Source organism: Achromobacter sp. ACM03 (genome assembly GCF_014851665.1).
Classification (GTDB): domain Bacteria; phylum Pseudomonadota; class Gammaproteobacteria; order Burkholderiales; family Burkholderiaceae_B; genus Achromobacter; species Achromobacter aegrifaciens.
Window position 1 is genome coordinate 1,119,218 of the sequence record NZ_JACVAD010000001.1, and the last position, 15,378, is coordinate 1,134,595.

The window sequence follows — 15,378 nt, forward strand, 5'->3', positions numbered from 1 at the left end:
TGCGGCCGCCGTTCAATCGCCGAACAGCGTGACCATGTCCAAGGCCTGCGCCATGGCCTGGTAGCCGGCATCGTTGGGATGCAGGCTATCGCCCGAGTCATACGCGGGCAGCAGCCGCGCCGGATGCGCCGGATCGCGCAGCACCGCGTCAAAATCCACCACCGCGTCGAACACGCCGCTTTCGCGGATCCAGCGGTTCACCTCCCGCCGCACCGCGTCCTTGGTCGGGTTGTAGTGGCCCGACAGCGGCGTGCCGTGCAAAGAGCCTTCATACGGCGCAATGGTGCCGCCGACGATGCGCACGCCGCGCAGGCGGGCCGCCTCCGCCAATTGCCGGTAGCCCTCGGTCAATCTGGCCGCCGTCATGGGCGCGTCGTCCGGCGCGAAGCCGCTGTCCGGCCAGCCGATGTCATTGATGCCCAGCATCATCACCACCGTGCGCACGCCCGGCTGCGACAGCACGTCGGCGTCAAACCGGGCCATCGCGTTCACCCCCATCTTGTCGCCCCAGACCCGCGCGCCCGAAATGCCCGCGTTCGCCACGCCCACGCCCTGCGGCGCCAGGCGGCGCGCCAGGAAGTCCGGCCAGCGGCGGTTGGCGCCTGGCGTCGAGCCGTTGCCATCGGTCAGGGAATCCCCAAAGGCCACCACCACCGGCACGCGCTTCGGGCTTTCCACCCAGATCCCCGCCAGGAACGCCCGGCCTTGCAGCGCCTGCGCCTCAGGCAGCTCCGCCGCCGCCGTGGCATTGCCCCGGACCAGGACGCCGGTCTGCTGCGCGCCCCAATGGAAGGTCGTCACCGGCGTCGCCTGCGGGAAGTAGAGGCTGACGGCCAGTTCGGCCAGCGTGGATACCGGCAGGTCCACCGGATCGCTGACCGCCTGCGCCCCCGGCGCCACCGTCACGCTTGGCCGACCGCCAAAGGCCAGCCCGCGGCTGGACGCCGGACGGATCCTGGACTGGCCCGAGGCCAGCGCCACGCTGGCCGCCCCAATCTCCAGGGGCTGAGTCCCATAGCGGTTGGACAACACCACCCGCAAGCGCGGTCCGCCCACGCTGAGCATCAAGGTCTGGCGCAGAGTCTGGTCGCGCAATTCGGCCGGCATTTCCGTGGGCAGCACGAAGGAATCCTCCCACAGCGGTTGCGGACTGGCGAACCAGGAGCTGACCCAGCTGGAACGCGCGACATCCGACTGAACAGGCGGCTGCGCGGCGGCGGCCACGGACGGCCCCAGGACCGCAAGGCCCGCGGACAGGGTAGCGGCAGAAACCAGGGAAAAAGGATTGAAGCGGTTCATGACGACTCCAGAAAAAGAGAAAGTGACGTCACGATAGGTTCTTCCCAATTCCACCGGTAGAACCCTAAACTGCATACCTCTTCTTCCAAAAAGGAATGACCTTGGACACCCTGCGCGCAATGCGGGCCTTCGTCCGCGCCGTGGAGCTGGGCACCTTGTCCGCCGTCGCCCGCGAACAGGCCCTAAGCCAGCCCGCCCTGAGCAAGATCGTCGCCGCGCTGGAAAAGGACCTGAACGTGCGGCTGCTGGAACGCAGCACCACCCGCGTCGTGCCCACCGAACAAGGCAAGCGCTTCTACGAACGCGCCACGCGGGTGCTGGAGGAATACTCCGAAGCCGTCGCCGACGCCCGCGGCCAGACCGAAAAGCCCGCCGGCTTCCTGCGCATCAACGCGCCCGTGGCGCTGGGCCAGTTCCGCCTGAACGCGCTGGTCCGCGAATTCCTGGACGAATACCCCGACATCCAGGTCGAACTGATCCTGAACGACCGGTTCGTGGACCTGGTGGAAGAAGGCGTGGACGTGGCGCTGCGGCTGGGCGGCAATCTGCCGCCCAACGCCATCGCCCGCAAGACAGCCTTATCGCCGCGCTACCTGGTGGCCGCCCCCTCCTACCTGGCGCAGCGCGGCAAGCCCCGCGCGCCCCGCGATCTGGCCGCGCACGAATACGTGCGCTTTGCCTGGCTGGCTGCCGGCGACACCCTGGAACTGCACCAGGGCGCGACCCTAGCCACCGTCCAGACCCAGGGGCGCTTTCGCGTCAACAACGCCCTGGCCATCCGCGAAAGCCTGGCCATGGGCGCCGGCATCGGCCTATGCCCCGCGTGGCTGGTGCAGGACCTGATCGCCAGCGGCGAACTGCTGCGCGTGCTGCCCAAATGGAGCGCCACGCCGCAAGAGGCCTTCCTCATCTATCCGTCGCGCCGCTACCAGTCGTTGCGGGCGCGGCTGCTGATCGACTTCCTGAATGACCGGCTGGCCAGCCTGCCCGGCATGCAAACACCTTAGCCGCAGACGGCGCGCACCAGATTCCGGTAGATATCGCGCGCGCCTTCCAGCTGCTCCAGCGCGATGGATTCGTCGATCGTGTGGGCGTCCTCTTCGTTGCCCGGCCCCAACCCTATCGTCGGAATGCCGCGGCGTCCGGCCGATTCCGAGCCGTTGGTGCAGAACGCCCAACTGCCCACCACCGGGTCCCGGCCGCTGGCGCTGACCGCCGCGCGCGCAGCCTGCAACAAGCCGGCCTGCGCGTCGCAACGCCAACCCGGCAACCAGCGCGGCGGCGTGGCGTGCTGGCCGGTATAGGTCGCCACTTGATCCTCGCTGACCCGCAAGGTGAAGTCGGACAGGCCGTGCGCCGCCAGATGCCCGCGGATCTGCGCCAGTACATCCTCCGGGCGTTCGCCCGACACGGTGCGCCGGTCAAAGCGTATCGTCGTCGAGATCGGAATCATGGAGATCGACGGATAGGGATGCGACACGATGTCCGTCGGCACCAGCAGCGCCTGGCCCAGCACCTCGTCGTGCGGCAGCGGCAGGCTCTCCAGCGCGGCCAGCGCCCGGGCCGCCGCATGCAGGGGATTGACACCGATATGCGGCGTCGCAGCGTGCGCCGGCTTGCCGTGGAAGGTCAGCAGCAGTTCCACCCGCCCCTTCTGGCCTGCCTTGATCTGCAACTTTGACGGCTCGCAGATGACCACCGCCTGCGGCGTGCAGAGGTCCAGCACCGAAGCCAGCGCATGCCCTTCGATGACTTCCTCCAGCACGCTGGCCGACACCGCCACGCGGTGCTTCAAGCCATCCCGCGCCGCCTCCGCCACGCCGCAAATCGCCGCGGCAATGCCGCCCTTCATGTCGGTGCTGCCGCGCCCATACAGCCGCCCATCCCGGATTTCGGCGCCGAACGGATCGAAGCGCCAGTCGCCCGCCACCGGCACCACGTCCATGTGCCCGTCGAACAACAAGGCCACGTCCGCATCCTCGGGGCCGATCAGCCCCAGCACCGAGCCATTGCCATCGGTCGTGACCGAACTGAACCCCGCCTCGCGCATGGTCGCGGCCATCAGCGCCGCCATCTCGCCTTCCTTGCCGGAAAGGCTGGGAATGCGCACCATCGCCTGGGTCAACGCAACTACGTCCAGAGTCATCATCATTCCTGTCTGAAAGTGGCGGGCGCGGCGCGCCCGCCGATGTAGAGAAGCCGCCTACCGGGCCTACCGGTTGACCAGGCTCTTCGGCACGCGGTACACCAGCACCGCCCCGATCAGCGTGAAGCTGGCCAGGAAGTACATGCCCCAATCCGTCGAACCGGTCAGATCCTTGATCCAGCCGATCGCATAGGGGCTGACAAAGGCCGCCAAGCCGGCGAAGGAATTGATCCCGGCGATGCCCGCCGCGGCGCTCTTGCCTTCCAGGAACGCCGTCGGCAGGCTCCAGAACAAGGGCGAGCACACCATGCAGCCGGCGGCCGCCACCGACAGCATGGCCACGGCCAGCACCGGGTTATGGCTGAACAGCGTGCTCAGCGCCAAGCCCGTCCCGCCCACCAGAAACGGCACGATCATGTGCCAGCGGCGCTCGCGCACTGCATCCGAATGGCGGCACACCAGCACCATCGAGATCACCGCGCAGACGTTCGGCACCGCCGTCAGCAGGCCGATGTCCAGCAGCGACACCACGCCGGTCGAACGGATCACCGACGGAATCCAGAACGCCAGGCCCGACAGGCTGGATACCGTGCAATAGCAGATCAGCGCCATATGCACGACGCGCCGGTCCTTGAGCAAGGTCAGCATCGATACGTGTTCGGTCTTGGCGGTCTTCTCGCTCTGCAGGTTCTGGCCCAGCCGCGACTTCTCCGAAGGCGACAGCCAGCGCGCGTCGTCGATGCGGTCATCCAGGTACCAGAACACCGCCAGGCCCAGCAGCACCGAAGGGATGGCCTCGATGATGAACATCCACTGCCAGCCGGCCATGCCGTGCGTGTCATGGAAAGCCTCCATCACCCAGCCCGACAGCGGCCCGCCCAGGATGCCCGCGAACGGCACCGCCGTCATGAACACCGCCACGATCTGGCCGCGCCGGTTCGACGGAAACCAATAGGTCAGGTACAGGATGATCCCGGGATAGAACCCGGCCTCGGCCGCCCCCAGCAGGAAGCGCAGGATGTAGAACTGCGTCGGCGTCTGCGTCAGGGCCATGGCGGCCGAGATGATGCCCCACAGGATCATGATGCGCGCCAGCGTCTTCTTCGCGCCGATGCGGTGCATCAGCACATTGCTCGGCACCTCGAACAGGAAATAGCCGATGAAGAAAATGCCCGCGCCCAGGCCGTACACCGTTTCGCTGAACTTCAGGTCATCCAGCATCTGCAACTTGGCAAAGCCGACGTTCACCCGGTCCAGGAACGCCGCGATGTAGCACACCATCAAGAACGGCAGCAGCCGCCACGCCACCTTCCGATACAGCGCATCATCCCGCGCCGCCAGGGGATCCTTGTCTGCGGCAACCGGAGGCGCCGCAATGCTCTCGACTGACTGGTCCATATTTTCACCTTGGGGTCTGTATTTTTTTAGGCCGAACGTTCCCCTGCAGGCGCTCGGGGCGCCCGCATGCTGTTTTTTATGGGAAGGGAACGTCCGGGCCGGTTATGCGGACGGTCTATCGACAGTCCGCGCTGGCCGCGCCGCAGGTCAGGCGGTTACCGCCACCTCCGGCGCAGGTTCCACCGCGCCTCTGCGTTCCGTGATCAGGCCGTAAGCCTCGGGACGCCGGTGGCGGTCGAAATTGAAAGTCGTGCTCTTGTAGGACAGGCACAGGTCCAGGTCGCAGCGCGCGATCGCCAGCTCATCGCCCTTGGTCGAGCAGGCGGCAACGATCTCGCCCGACGGCGCGATGATGCAGCTGCCGCCGATCATCTCGCAGCCCTCTTCCTTGCCGGCCTTGGCCACGCCCACCACCCAGGTGCCGTTCTGATAGGCGCCCGCCTGCATCACCAGATGGTTGTGGAACATGGACAGGTCGTCATGCTCGGGCGCCGGCGGGTTGTGCACCGGCGTGTTGTAGCCGAGCAGGATCATTTCCGCGCCTTGCAAGCCCATGACCCGATAGGTCTCGGACCAGCGACGGTCGTTGCACAAGGCCATGCCCATCACGCCGCCAAAGCCGCGCCAGACATCGAACGATGCACCCGGCTCGAAATAGTGCTTCTCCAGATGCTGGAAAGCGCGCCATGGCTCGTGTTCGGCATGCCCGGGCAAATGCACCTTGCGGTACTTGCCGATGATTTCGCCGTTCTGGTTCACCAGGATCGACGTGTTGAAGCGGCGCTTGACGCCCTGCTCCACCGCCAGCTCCGCATAGCCCAGGTAAAAGCCTATGCCCAGCTTGCGCGCGGTCTCGAACAGTACCCGGGTCTGCGGACCCGGCATCTCGCTTTCATAGAACGCGTCGATCTCGGCCGGATCTTCCATGTACCAGCGCGGGAAGAAAGTCGTCAGCGCCAGCTCCGGAAAAACCACCAGTTGGCAACCCATGGCATGGGCCTGGCGCAGATGCGCGAGCAGGCGCTCGACGACGTCGCGACGCGAGTCGCTGCGCTGGATCGGCCCCAGCTGCGCGGCCGCGACATTGATGATGCGTGACATGTTCAGTCTCCTACGGTTTCATTGTTCTGCGAGTTCGAGCATCAGTTCCAGCAACACGCCGGCGCCCGCCTCGATATCCTGGTCCTGCGTGAATTCAGCGACGTTGTGCGACAGCCCGCCCACGCTGGGCACGAACACCATGCCCGTAGGGCACATGCGCGCCAGCATCTGGGCATCGTGTCCGGCGCCGCTGGGCAGCCGCCGCACGCGGTGCCCGCGGCTGCGCGCGATGTCCTCGACCCGGCCGACGATGGCCTCGTCGAACGCCACCGGCGCGAAATCGGCCAGCACCCGATGGCTCAGTTCCACCCCCTCAGCCGCCGCAGCCTGCGCCGCGTACGTCATGCAGCGCGCAATCGCCTCCTGCAAGGCCGCACCGTCGGTGTTGCGCAGGTCCAGCGTGAAGGTCGCGCGGTTGGGAATGACATTGATCAGGTTGGGAAACAGATTCACCTGCCCCACGGTCGCCAACTGGCCCGCCCCCAACTCGACGGTCAGATCCCGCGCAAAGCACGCGATGCGCGCCGCCACGATGCCGGCGTCATGGCGCAACCCCATCGGCGTGGTGCCGGCATGGTTGGACACGCCGCGCACGGTGAACTCGATCCAGTGGATGCCCTGCACGCCCGTCACCGCGCCGATGGTGTAGCCCTCGTGCTCCAGCACCGGTCCCTGTTCCACATGCAGTTCGACAAAGGCGTGCACCTGGTTATTGCCTACCGGGGCCGTCCCGGCATAGCCGATGCGGGCCAGGTTCTCGCCCACCGTAGTGCCGTCTATGCCGACCGTGGCCAGCGCATCCTCCAAGGCCAGGTCACCCTGGAACACCAGGCTGCCCATCATGTCGGGCGCAAAGCGCGCGCCTTCCTCGTTGGTGAAGAACGCCACCGCCATCGGTCTTTCAGTGACCACGCCTGCGTCGTTCAAGGCCGCGACCACTTCCAGCCCGGCCAGCACCCCCAGGTTGCCGTCATAGCGGCCGCCGGTGCGCACCGTGTCGATGTGCGACCCCGTCATCACGGGCGGACCGGCCTTGCGCCCGGCCCGCAGGCCCACCACATTGCCGATGCCGTCCACCGTCACGGCCAGGCCCAGTTCGCGCATCCACCGCACCACCAGATCGCGTCCCTGCCGGTCGGCGTCCGTCAGCGCCAGGCGGCAAACGCCGCCGCCCTCGATGGCGCCGACCTGCGCCAGGTCCGCAATGCGGCGCAACAACCGGGCGCCGTCGACCCGCACGGCCTGCCGGCCTGCCTCAAGCGCGGCGCCAGTCATGCCATGGCCTCGGCTTCGACCTCGGCAGCGCTCTTGCCGACGATGCGTTGATACAGTTCCGGGTCGGTCGCCCCTTCGCTGCCGAACACCAGCACACGGCTGCCAGCGTCCAGGCCCAGCGCATCGCGTACCGCCGGATCGGCCAGCGCCGCCAGGCAGCCGGTCAGTCCCGCCACGGCCGACTCGCCGGCGACGATGGGCGCATCGCCATACGTGCCGCTTGCCAGCAAACGCACCGTTTCCAGCGCCGCCTCGTCGTCAACCGTCAGGAAAGCCTGCGCGCCGGGATGCAGCACCTCCCACGCCAGCAGCGATACTTCACCGCAGGCCAGCCCGGCCATCACGGTATCCAGATCGCCGTGCACCGCCACCGGCTTGCCGGCGCGGGCGCTCTCGTACAGGCAGGCCGCCTTGTCCGGCTCCACCACGATGAAACGCGGACGGCGCTCGCCCAGCTGCTCCCAGAAATGCGCGCACACCGCGGCCGCCAGCCCGCCCACGCCGCCTTGCAGGAACACGTGCGTCGGCAGCTCGCCATCGCCCGCCTCGCGCAGCTGGCGCAGTGCCTCGTCGGCCATCACTGCGTATCCCTGCATCACGTCCTTGGGCACCTCCATATAGCCGGGATAAGAAGTATCCGAGACCACATAGCGCCCAAGCCGCGCCGCGTCTTGCGCCGCCTGGCGCACCGAGTCGTCGTAGTTCCCCGGCGTGCGCACGACCTGCGCGCCGTATTGCTCGATCGCCCGCTTGCGCCCTTCGCTGACCGTCGCGTGGATGTAGATCACGCACTGGCAACCGAAGCGTTGCGCGCCCCAGGCCACCGACCGGCCATGGTTACCGTCCGTCGCGCAGGTCACCGTCATGGCCTGCGTCAGCTCCCGGTAGCGGCCGGACAGCAAGTCGTCCACCGACAGATCGTCGCGCCCCAGCTTGACCGCCAATTCCCGCAGCAATTGGCGGCTGACGGCATAGGCGCCGCCCAGGGCCTTGAAGCTGCCCAGCCCAAAGCGGCCGCCCTCGTCCTTGTACCGGATGCCCGCCACGCCTACGGCATGGGCCAGACCCGACAGATCGCGCAACGGCGTAGGCTGATAGCCCGGCCAGCGCCGGATCTGCGCCTCCGCCTGCGCATAGGCCTGGCCGCCCAGCACGTCCAGCTGCCGTTGGCCGTAAGGCGCGGCGGGTTCGAAGGCCGGATTGGGCGCGTACTGCAGCCGAACGTTCGGAATGGGATGGTTCAAGTCAGTCTCCTCTTGGAAATCAGCGATGCAAGTCGCCGTAGTGTTCGTGCAGGCGTTCTATGTTCTGCAGACGTTCGCGCGCGGCCGCCCCGAGCTTGCGGGCCAGGGCCGAGCACAAATGATTGATGACGCTGGTGGCCGCGACGTAGGAATCGAACACGGCCGCGCCGCTGTTCACGCATCGCAACACCAGGTCCGAACGCGCGGGCAATTCGGTGGCGGTGGGATCGGTCAGCACCACGACCTTCGCGCCCACCCGGTTCGCATGTTCGACAATCGGCTTGAGCAGCGTGACGCGACGCCGGAAATCCATCACCAGCAACACGTCGTCAGGCCCCAGGTCAGCCAGATCCTCGGCCAGGTTCAAACCCGCGCCCGGCACCAGCGCAACGCCGTCGCGCAGCTGCGTCAGCAAGGCCCAGGCGTACTGCGCCAGCACCCGTCCATTACGAAAGCCCGCAATGCAGATACGGCGAGCGCCGGCAAACAGTTCGATGGCCCGCTCCACGTCGCGGCTGTCCAGGCGCTCGAAGGTCTGCGCCAGGTTCTGCAAATCGGTGGCCAGATGCTCCGCCAGCGCATCCCCCGTCGCGTCCGGCGGACGCACGCCCGCCATCTCGTACAGCGGCGACCCACGGTCGGCCTCATCGCGCGCCTGCGCCCGCACTTCGTTGAAGTTCTCGTACCCCAGACGCCGGAAAAACCGCCCCGCCGTCGCCTTGGACACGCCCGCCTTCTGCGCCAGCTCGGCGCCCGAATAGGCCGCGATATTGCCCAGGCACTCCAGGGTCACGCTGGCCAACCGCTGCTCGCTGTCCGTGAAGCTGTCCTGCAGCGCGAGGATGCGCTCCTGCAACACCGAAGTCATGATGATCCCGCCTATGAAACTATGGTTTCAGAAATATATTCTCATGAAACTTTAGTGTCAATGCAAAATTTGGATCATCGCGCCTGGGGTCAGGACTGCCGCGTGCAGCCCTGCCCCGGCCCAGGTCACAGCGCGCCCGCGCTGGTCTATCATGGCTTTTTTCAGACGTGTTGTTGTAAGGAGCGTTACATGATCCGAAAGCTGATCCCTTTCCTGCTGGTCGCCAGCCTGACCGCGTGCGCCAACACCGGCGCCCCGCGCTCATCCAGCTCGCCGGCGGCCTCCAGCTCCTCCGGCACCTCGTCTTCCGCTGATGCGGGGACCAGCTATGGCGGGTCTTCATACGGCGGGTCGTCCATGGGCGGCGGCAAGACCTGCGACGCCGCAGCCTTGCAATCCCAGATCGGCCAGAAAGCGACTGCTTCCGTCATGGAAGACCTGCGTACCCGCAGCGGAAGCGCCACCGCACGCATGCTGCGCCCGGGCCAACTGGTCACGATGGAGTACAACGCCACGCGCTTGAATTTGATCGTGGATGACAAGGACGTCATGACTGCGATTCGCTGCGGTTGATCGCAAGTCTGGCTGGCGCGAAAGACTAGCGGTGGAGTCCGCAACCCCCGGCAGACCCCGCTCCTATCCGCTTGCGCGCAGACTGAAACGAGTCGTGGCCATCATCCTGATACGGCTGGACGAATTGACGGATGGGGTGTGCAGCACGCGCATGTCCATCAAAAACACATCGCCAGCCCGTCCCGACATCTCGATGATCTTGGTGTCGGATGCGCTGAGCACAGCTTCGAGATCACCCGGCGTTTTCAACGATCCACGAAGCCTCCCAGCCGCTACACCCGCCACGCGATGAGAACGGGCCAGCGCCAAAGTCGCGCCCCCGTGCTCAATAACGTCGTCGATCAGATAGAACACCTGGATGCCGGGGACCTCGGCGCCGGATTTCGCAGCCAGGTCAACGTGCCAGTTCAGGCTGCGCAGAGACCATGGCCCCTGATGAGGCAAAGACAGCAAGGGCTGCGTGCCTTGGCCGGGTTGCGGGGCTCTGCCGGTCAGGCCAGCGATTGCGTTGCGAATTTCCGCCGTGTTCAGCGTTTCATCCAGATCCGCAATCTTCACCATCGAGGATAGCTTTGCGATCTGCTGAAACGGCGCCAAATTGTTCAGCGAACTGCCCAGACTTTTTCCGCCGGCCCAGACCTTGAGCCGCGATAGCTCTCGCAGAATGCGCTCCCGAAGCTGCGTAAGACAGCGCTTGGAATGTGCGCCGCTCAATCGCAAGTACCCTTCACTATGGAAGAAGTCGAGCTCTGATTGATTGAGAGTTCTGCCTGTCATGTTCGAGACTTTCGTGGAACGGCTTCTGTCCAGAGGGTCGTAAACGTCATTTCCAAACTCGATTTCGGGAGCCATCGTGGCGACTGACACTGAGCAACGTAAAATGTCAGGTCTCCAGCCTCTACTTGCTTTCCTTATGAACCTTGAACGACTACGCCGCGAATTTCCCGACTTCGACATAGCCACCCTGCCGCCCCTGCCCGAAGGGTATTTCGATACGTCGAGCTACATCGATGCCGCTCCCTCATTCGAGAACGAGGAGCGCAGCCTGAAAGTGTATGTCGACTACGCCAACTACGCCGACCGCGAATCCGGCAGAAGCCAGCGCTTCTGCGTTTCGCGCTACGACGAGGAAGCTGGCGACTACGAGGACGTCGCCCTGTCGACTAACGATTGGGCCGAAGTCTTGCGCTTTCTGAGCGCCTGAACACTTGCGACGGGGGGGGTGATCGGATTCCACTCCGATTATCGGATGATCGCCCCCGCGACCTCTTGCGTTCCCGTGGTCTTTCTTGATCAGCTCTTAGGTAGCGAACTGTAGGCTGACACCTTTTCTCGAAGCCCTAACGCTTCAGTTTTGTGAGGTAGGGTTCTTGAGTCGCCGGCGCCCGGCCTGCGGGATTCCGATGCTCGCCCCGGTGGGGCTGCGCTTCGGATCCCTCCGCCCGGACACCGGCTCACGACATCTGCCCATGAACGGTATCCAAAGCCAATGCATTAGGCGACTGCCAGCCGAGGACTCCAGAGTCATCCGAAGCGCAGCCCCGCCGGGGCGAGCATCGGAATGACGCAGGGCAGCCTCGGCGGCTAAAGAACCCTGGCTGTAGGAGGCTTCTGGCCGAGAGCCGCCGGATCCGCCGCTGTGCGCCTCTTCTTCATCGGCATATCCATGATCTTTAGGCCTCATGATATGCCTCGCACACAAAATCACGGATAGGCCCGGGCGCTTACCATCAACCGCCATAGCATTGCGCGTATGTAAAGTCGACCAGGCGCTTGTCTGACGCATCCTGTGGCGTGGACGGCTCTACTTGGAAATGCCCGAACATATCGTCGTTGCAGATCCTCACGTTCTTGCGCTGCGTACCTTCCTGCAATACGCAGGAGCCGCCAAAACTGTGATTACTCCCGGCGACGCCAACCGGTAGGTCAATCAGCCGGCTACAACCGATGATTCGGCCGTTTTGCTTCTGATACGACAACGATTGGTTGAACGATTCAACACGGGAGTTGGGATCACGAATCGACACCACATTAACGCACTCGCCACTAACGGTTTGGTTGCCCGGCAGCTTGCAGTCCGAGTACACCTCGCCATTGGCAATATGTTCCTCATTACGAGCCAGCATGGCGATGCGAGTTATGTATGTTTGCTGCAGGCAGGCGCTGTCTTGACAAATATCACGAGCGTATTTAATCCAGTTGCGCTGTTCTTTCGCCAACTCTTTCTTGCCATAGGCATCGGTTGCGGCTAGTGCTGTTTCATAGGCCCCATGCAATTTTCCATCCAGCGCGGATGTCTCGGCATCGCTACAGATCAACCTTTCCGTAGCGCTCACGGCCTTGTTGCAATCAAAACTTGCAGCTTGGGAGCCAGTCCATAAAGTTGCAAGGCCCAACGTAAAGAGAAGCTTTATCGCAGGTGCATACAGCATCTTCAGTGCGTAAGCGGGTGGGCGTGTTGAATGCGGCTGGGTCATGATCCTTTCTTCTCAAGTTGTATGTCGATGATGTCTTGCGTACAGCACAACACATCTCCCTCGTGACACGCCAAATCAGCTTAACCGAGCTAATGCAAATCTCTGGTCTTGCAATCTTGTCGCTGAAAAAAGGTGTCAGACTACAATTTTGCAGCATCTGGCTAGCGTATTTGTAGTCTGACACCTTTATTCAAGGTAGGGTTCTTGAGTCGCCGGCGCCCGGCCTGCGGGATTCCGATGCTCGCCCCGGTGGGGCTGCGCTTCGGATCCCTCCGCCCGGACACCGGCTCACGGCATCTGGCCATGAACGGTATCCAAAGCCAATGCATTAGGCCACTCTGATGCAGGCTGGCCGGCCGATACGATAACTTCGGCCGCTCCCGTGAATCAAAAGTCGTAGCGCAGCGTCACGGCAGCATACCGTGGCGATCCATAGTGGCCATAGCTACCGCCCATGCCCTGGTAGTAGGTCTTGTCGAACAGGTTGTTGATGTTCAATGTTGCCGCCAGCTTCTTATTGAACTGATAGCGCGCCATCAAGTTCACCACCGTGTAAGCATCCTGCTGGACCGTGCTGTCATAGCGGCTGAAATACAACGAGGTCTTGGATGCCCAGTCGACGCCCCCGCCCACCGTCAGTCCGTTCCAGGCGCCGCCCAGCCGATACGTCGTCCACAGGCGCAGCGTGTTGACCGGCAATTGGGTCAGCAACTGCGAACCTTGCGCGTCTTCGCTTTTGGCATGGCTGAAGCCCGCGTGCATGTTCCAGCCCGGCAGGATCTCACCAGCCACTTCCAGGTCGATGCCCGTAGTCGTAGCGCCTTTGGCCGCACGATAGGCCGCGTTATCCGTCCCCGGCACGGTGTGGCCCGCATCCAGCTCCGCCACATTGTCCTTCTGAGACCGGTATATAGCCACGCTGGTGTTCAGGCGGCGGTTCAGAAATTCCCCCTTCCAGCCCATCTCATAGTTCTTGCCCACGATGGGATCGAGGACGTTGCCGTTGCGGTCCTGGGATGATTGTGGCTGGAAGATGTCGGTGTAGCTTGCATAGACCGATTGTTCCGGCGTCAGGTCGTAGACGATGCCGGCGTAGGGGGTGATCTCGCCGCGAGCACGCATGTTGTACGTTTGCAGAAAATTGTCGGTTGGGCTCTCGTAGTAGTAGTCGTAGTTGTAGTCGGACCGCCTCGCGCCAACGATCAGATGCACGTCATTGGTGGGGTTAAGACGAAATGCCGCATAGCTGCCGCTCTGGCGCGATTTCACGTTGAAGATCTCGCCGACAGTGCCGGTGTCGCCTGGCCGGACCATGTTGTTGCCCCAGGTGTAGAAATTGACCGTGGACACGCCCACGTCCCAGCCTTTGTGCTTGTTCTCGTAGTCCTGGAAGTTGAAGCCCGCAACGAACTCATGCGTTCGTCCGCCCAGCTCAAAGGGGCCTTGGATCGTAACGTCCACACCTGTTTGGGTTTGCGTCGCACCCGCCCGGTAGGCCAGCATGCCAGCGTTGCCCGTGGCTTGGTCCAGGAAGGATCGCCCGGAACCCACCCGATACGATCCGTTCAGATTGGAACGGTCCACGTCCATGTAGTTGGCGGCAACCTTGAACTGCCAGTCATGCGCCAGCGCCTGCTCGAAGTTCGCCGTGTAGTTGGTGGTCTTGAATTCGTCGTACATCCAGCGGGCGCCGGAACTGGTCGAGCGCGTGAAGTGCGTCTGCTGGCCGTTGGTGAAGATCAACGGAACACCCGGTGCGCCCGTCGCCTTGTATTGCTGGTGGTCTATGCCAAAGCGCAGCAGCGTGGAATCCGTCAGGTCGGCTTCCACGACGCCATACAGCACGTCCTTGTCTTGCGTATAGGCATCCATGAATGTGTGATTGTCCTGCTTGGCGGCCACGAGCCGGCCACGCAGTTTGCCGTTGCTGATCAGCGGTCCCGATACATCGGCTTCAGCGCGATACATGTCCCACGAACCCACGCCCACCTGCGCGTAGGCCTGGAATTCATGGGTGGGCCGCTTGCGGATCAGGTTGACGGTGCCGCTCGGGCTGCCCGCGCCCGTCATCAGGCCGGTGGCGCCGCGCACCACTTCCACGCGGTCATAGAGCGCCATATCGAGCAACGTGCTGGGCATGGTGCGTGACTGATTCACTTGCGTGGTCGTCACGCCATCCAGCTGGTAAGTATCCATGGCGCTGCCGCGCGAATAGATGTTGAAGCGCTCGCCGCCGTCCTGGGACATGGTGATGCCCGGCGTCTGGTTCAGCACTTCGGTCATGCTGTTGAGCTGCTGATCCTCGATCTGTTGTCGCGTGATGATGCTGATCGATTGCGGCGTTTCCTTGATCGACAAATTCATCTTCGTCGCGGTGCTGCTGACCGGCATGGTATAGCTGCCCGTGCCTTCGCTGACGGGCGCATCGAAGTTTCCGAAGATGGCGACTGGCTCCAGAATCGTCGCCGCGCTCGCGTCCGTGCTCGCGGGGCGCAAGGTGTACGCGCCATCTGCCTGCCGCACGGCTTCCAGGCCGGTACTCATGAGCAGTTTCTGAAAGGCCGCCTGCACGCTGTAGCGGCCTTGCAGACCGGCGGTTGCCTTGCCTTGGGTAAGTGTGCCGGGTGCAGTAAAAAAGACGCCAGCGTCCGCGGCCAGCTGGTTGACAGCGGCGGTCAAGGGGCCGGCCGGGATGGCGTAGTTGCGGACGTCGGCGGCTTGTGCGTGCGCCATTGGCGCCCAGGTCGTAGCGCCGCCGATCAAGCCAGCAACAGCCATGTGCAGCGAGAGCGCCACGTGCCGGATCGCAAAATGCGGGACGGGCTTGAATGCGCGGTCGGCGCAGAGGTGGGTACGGCGGCGAAGCATAAGACGGAAATCCCTCAAGGCGTGGTGGTGAACAGCGAGAGGGAGGCGATCGACACGTCGATCTGATCTTCTCTCATTCCGTAAATCGGATGAGATTCAAAAACCCGAACTGCTTTTCAAAAAATTGGC

General features: G+C 64.0%; 13 protein-coding genes. 3 read left to right on the top strand and 10 right to left on the bottom strand.

The window, feature by feature from the left end:
- Positions 1–12: 12 nt before the first annotated feature.
- On the bottom strand, positions 13–1,299 hold the full coding sequence (locus IB257_RS05090; RefSeq protein WP_192491944.1) for an SGNH/GDSL hydrolase family protein: 1,287 nt from the start codon (positions 1,297–1,299) through the stop codon (positions 13–15).
- A gap of 101 nt (positions 1,300–1,400) precedes the next feature.
- Here IB257_RS05090 and IB257_RS05095 point away from each other — a divergent pair, with 101 nt between their 5' ends.
- Complete coding sequence (locus IB257_RS05095) at positions 1,401–2,306, top strand: LysR family transcriptional regulator (protein ID WP_192492149.1); 906 nt, start codon at positions 1,401–1,403, stop codon at positions 2,304–2,306.
- On the opposite strand, the gene IB257_RS05100 is transcribed toward IB257_RS05095, so the two are convergent.
- From IB257_RS05100 to IB257_RS05125, 6 genes are all read right to left on the bottom strand, one after another.
- Complete coding sequence (locus IB257_RS05100) at positions 2,303–3,445, bottom strand: YgeY family selenium metabolism-linked hydrolase (RefSeq protein ID WP_192491945.1); 1,143 nt, start codon at positions 3,443–3,445, stop codon at positions 2,303–2,305. The genes IB257_RS05095 and IB257_RS05100 overlap by 4 nt on opposite strands.
- A gap of 66 nt (positions 3,446–3,511) precedes the next feature.
- Positions 3,512–4,843 carry an MFS transporter gene (locus tag IB257_RS05105; protein WP_192491946.1) on the bottom strand — a complete coding sequence of 444 codons (1,332 nt, stop codon included), beginning with the start codon at positions 4,841–4,843 and terminating at the stop codon, positions 3,512–3,514.
- A 147-nt stretch (positions 4,844–4,990) separates the two neighbouring features.
- Positions 4,991–5,944, bottom strand: coding sequence for an N-carbamoyl-D-amino-acid hydrolase (locus tag IB257_RS05110; protein ID WP_125473186.1), 954 nt, complete (start codon positions 5,942–5,944; stop codon positions 4,991–4,993).
- Between the two features lie 18 nt (positions 5,945–5,962).
- The gene (locus tag IB257_RS05115; RefSeq protein ID WP_192491947.1) at positions 5,963–7,219 is read right to left on the bottom strand and encodes a M20 family metallo-hydrolase; all 1,257 of its coding nucleotides are present in this window, start codon (positions 7,217–7,219) and stop codon (positions 5,963–5,965) included.
- The gene (locus tag IB257_RS05120; RefSeq protein ID WP_192491948.1) at positions 7,216–8,463 is read right to left on the bottom strand and encodes a diaminopropionate ammonia-lyase; all 1,248 of its coding nucleotides are present in this window, start codon (positions 8,461–8,463) and stop codon (positions 7,216–7,218) included. Before IB257_RS05120 ends, IB257_RS05115 begins: the two co-directional genes overlap by 4 nt.
- A gap of 19 nt (positions 8,464–8,482) precedes the next feature.
- A complete protein-coding gene (locus IB257_RS05125; RefSeq protein ID WP_082400960.1) occupies positions 8,483–9,331 on the bottom strand; it encodes a MurR/RpiR family transcriptional regulator in 849 nt (282 codons plus the stop codon).
- 189 nt (positions 9,332–9,520) lie between these two features.
- On the opposite strand from IB257_RS05125, the gene IB257_RS05130 reads away from it, so the two are divergent.
- Complete coding sequence (locus IB257_RS05130; RefSeq protein ID WP_054453798.1) at positions 9,521–9,904, top strand: I78 family peptidase inhibitor; 384 nt, start codon at positions 9,521–9,523, stop codon at positions 9,902–9,904.
- Positions 9,905–9,967: 63 nt separating this feature from the next.
- On the opposite strand, the gene IB257_RS05135 is transcribed toward IB257_RS05130, so the two are convergent.
- A complete protein-coding gene (locus IB257_RS05135; protein WP_192491949.1) occupies positions 9,968–10,681 on the bottom strand; it encodes a phytanoyl-CoA dioxygenase family protein in 714 nt (237 codons plus the stop codon).
- A 136-nt stretch (positions 10,682–10,817) separates the two neighbouring features.
- On the opposite strand from IB257_RS05135, the gene IB257_RS05140 reads away from it, so the two are divergent.
- Positions 10,818–11,108, top strand: a complete 291-nt coding sequence (locus IB257_RS05140) for a hypothetical protein (RefSeq protein WP_054453796.1) — start codon at positions 10,818–10,820, stop codon at positions 11,106–11,108.
- A 526-nt stretch (positions 11,109–11,634) separates the two neighbouring features.
- Here the strand turns inward: IB257_RS05140 and IB257_RS05145 are convergent.
- Together IB257_RS05145 and IB257_RS05150 are read right to left on the bottom strand one after the other, a co-directional pair.
- A complete protein-coding gene (locus tag IB257_RS05145) occupies positions 11,635–12,381 on the bottom strand; it encodes a lysozyme inhibitor LprI family protein (protein ID WP_225588739.1) in 747 nt (248 codons plus the stop codon).
- A 387-nt stretch (positions 12,382–12,768) separates the two neighbouring features.
- Positions 12,769–15,249, bottom strand: coding sequence for a TonB-dependent receptor (locus IB257_RS05150; protein WP_192491950.1), 2,481 nt, complete (start codon positions 15,247–15,249; stop codon positions 12,769–12,771).
- Between the last annotated feature and the right edge of the window lie 129 nt (positions 15,250–15,378).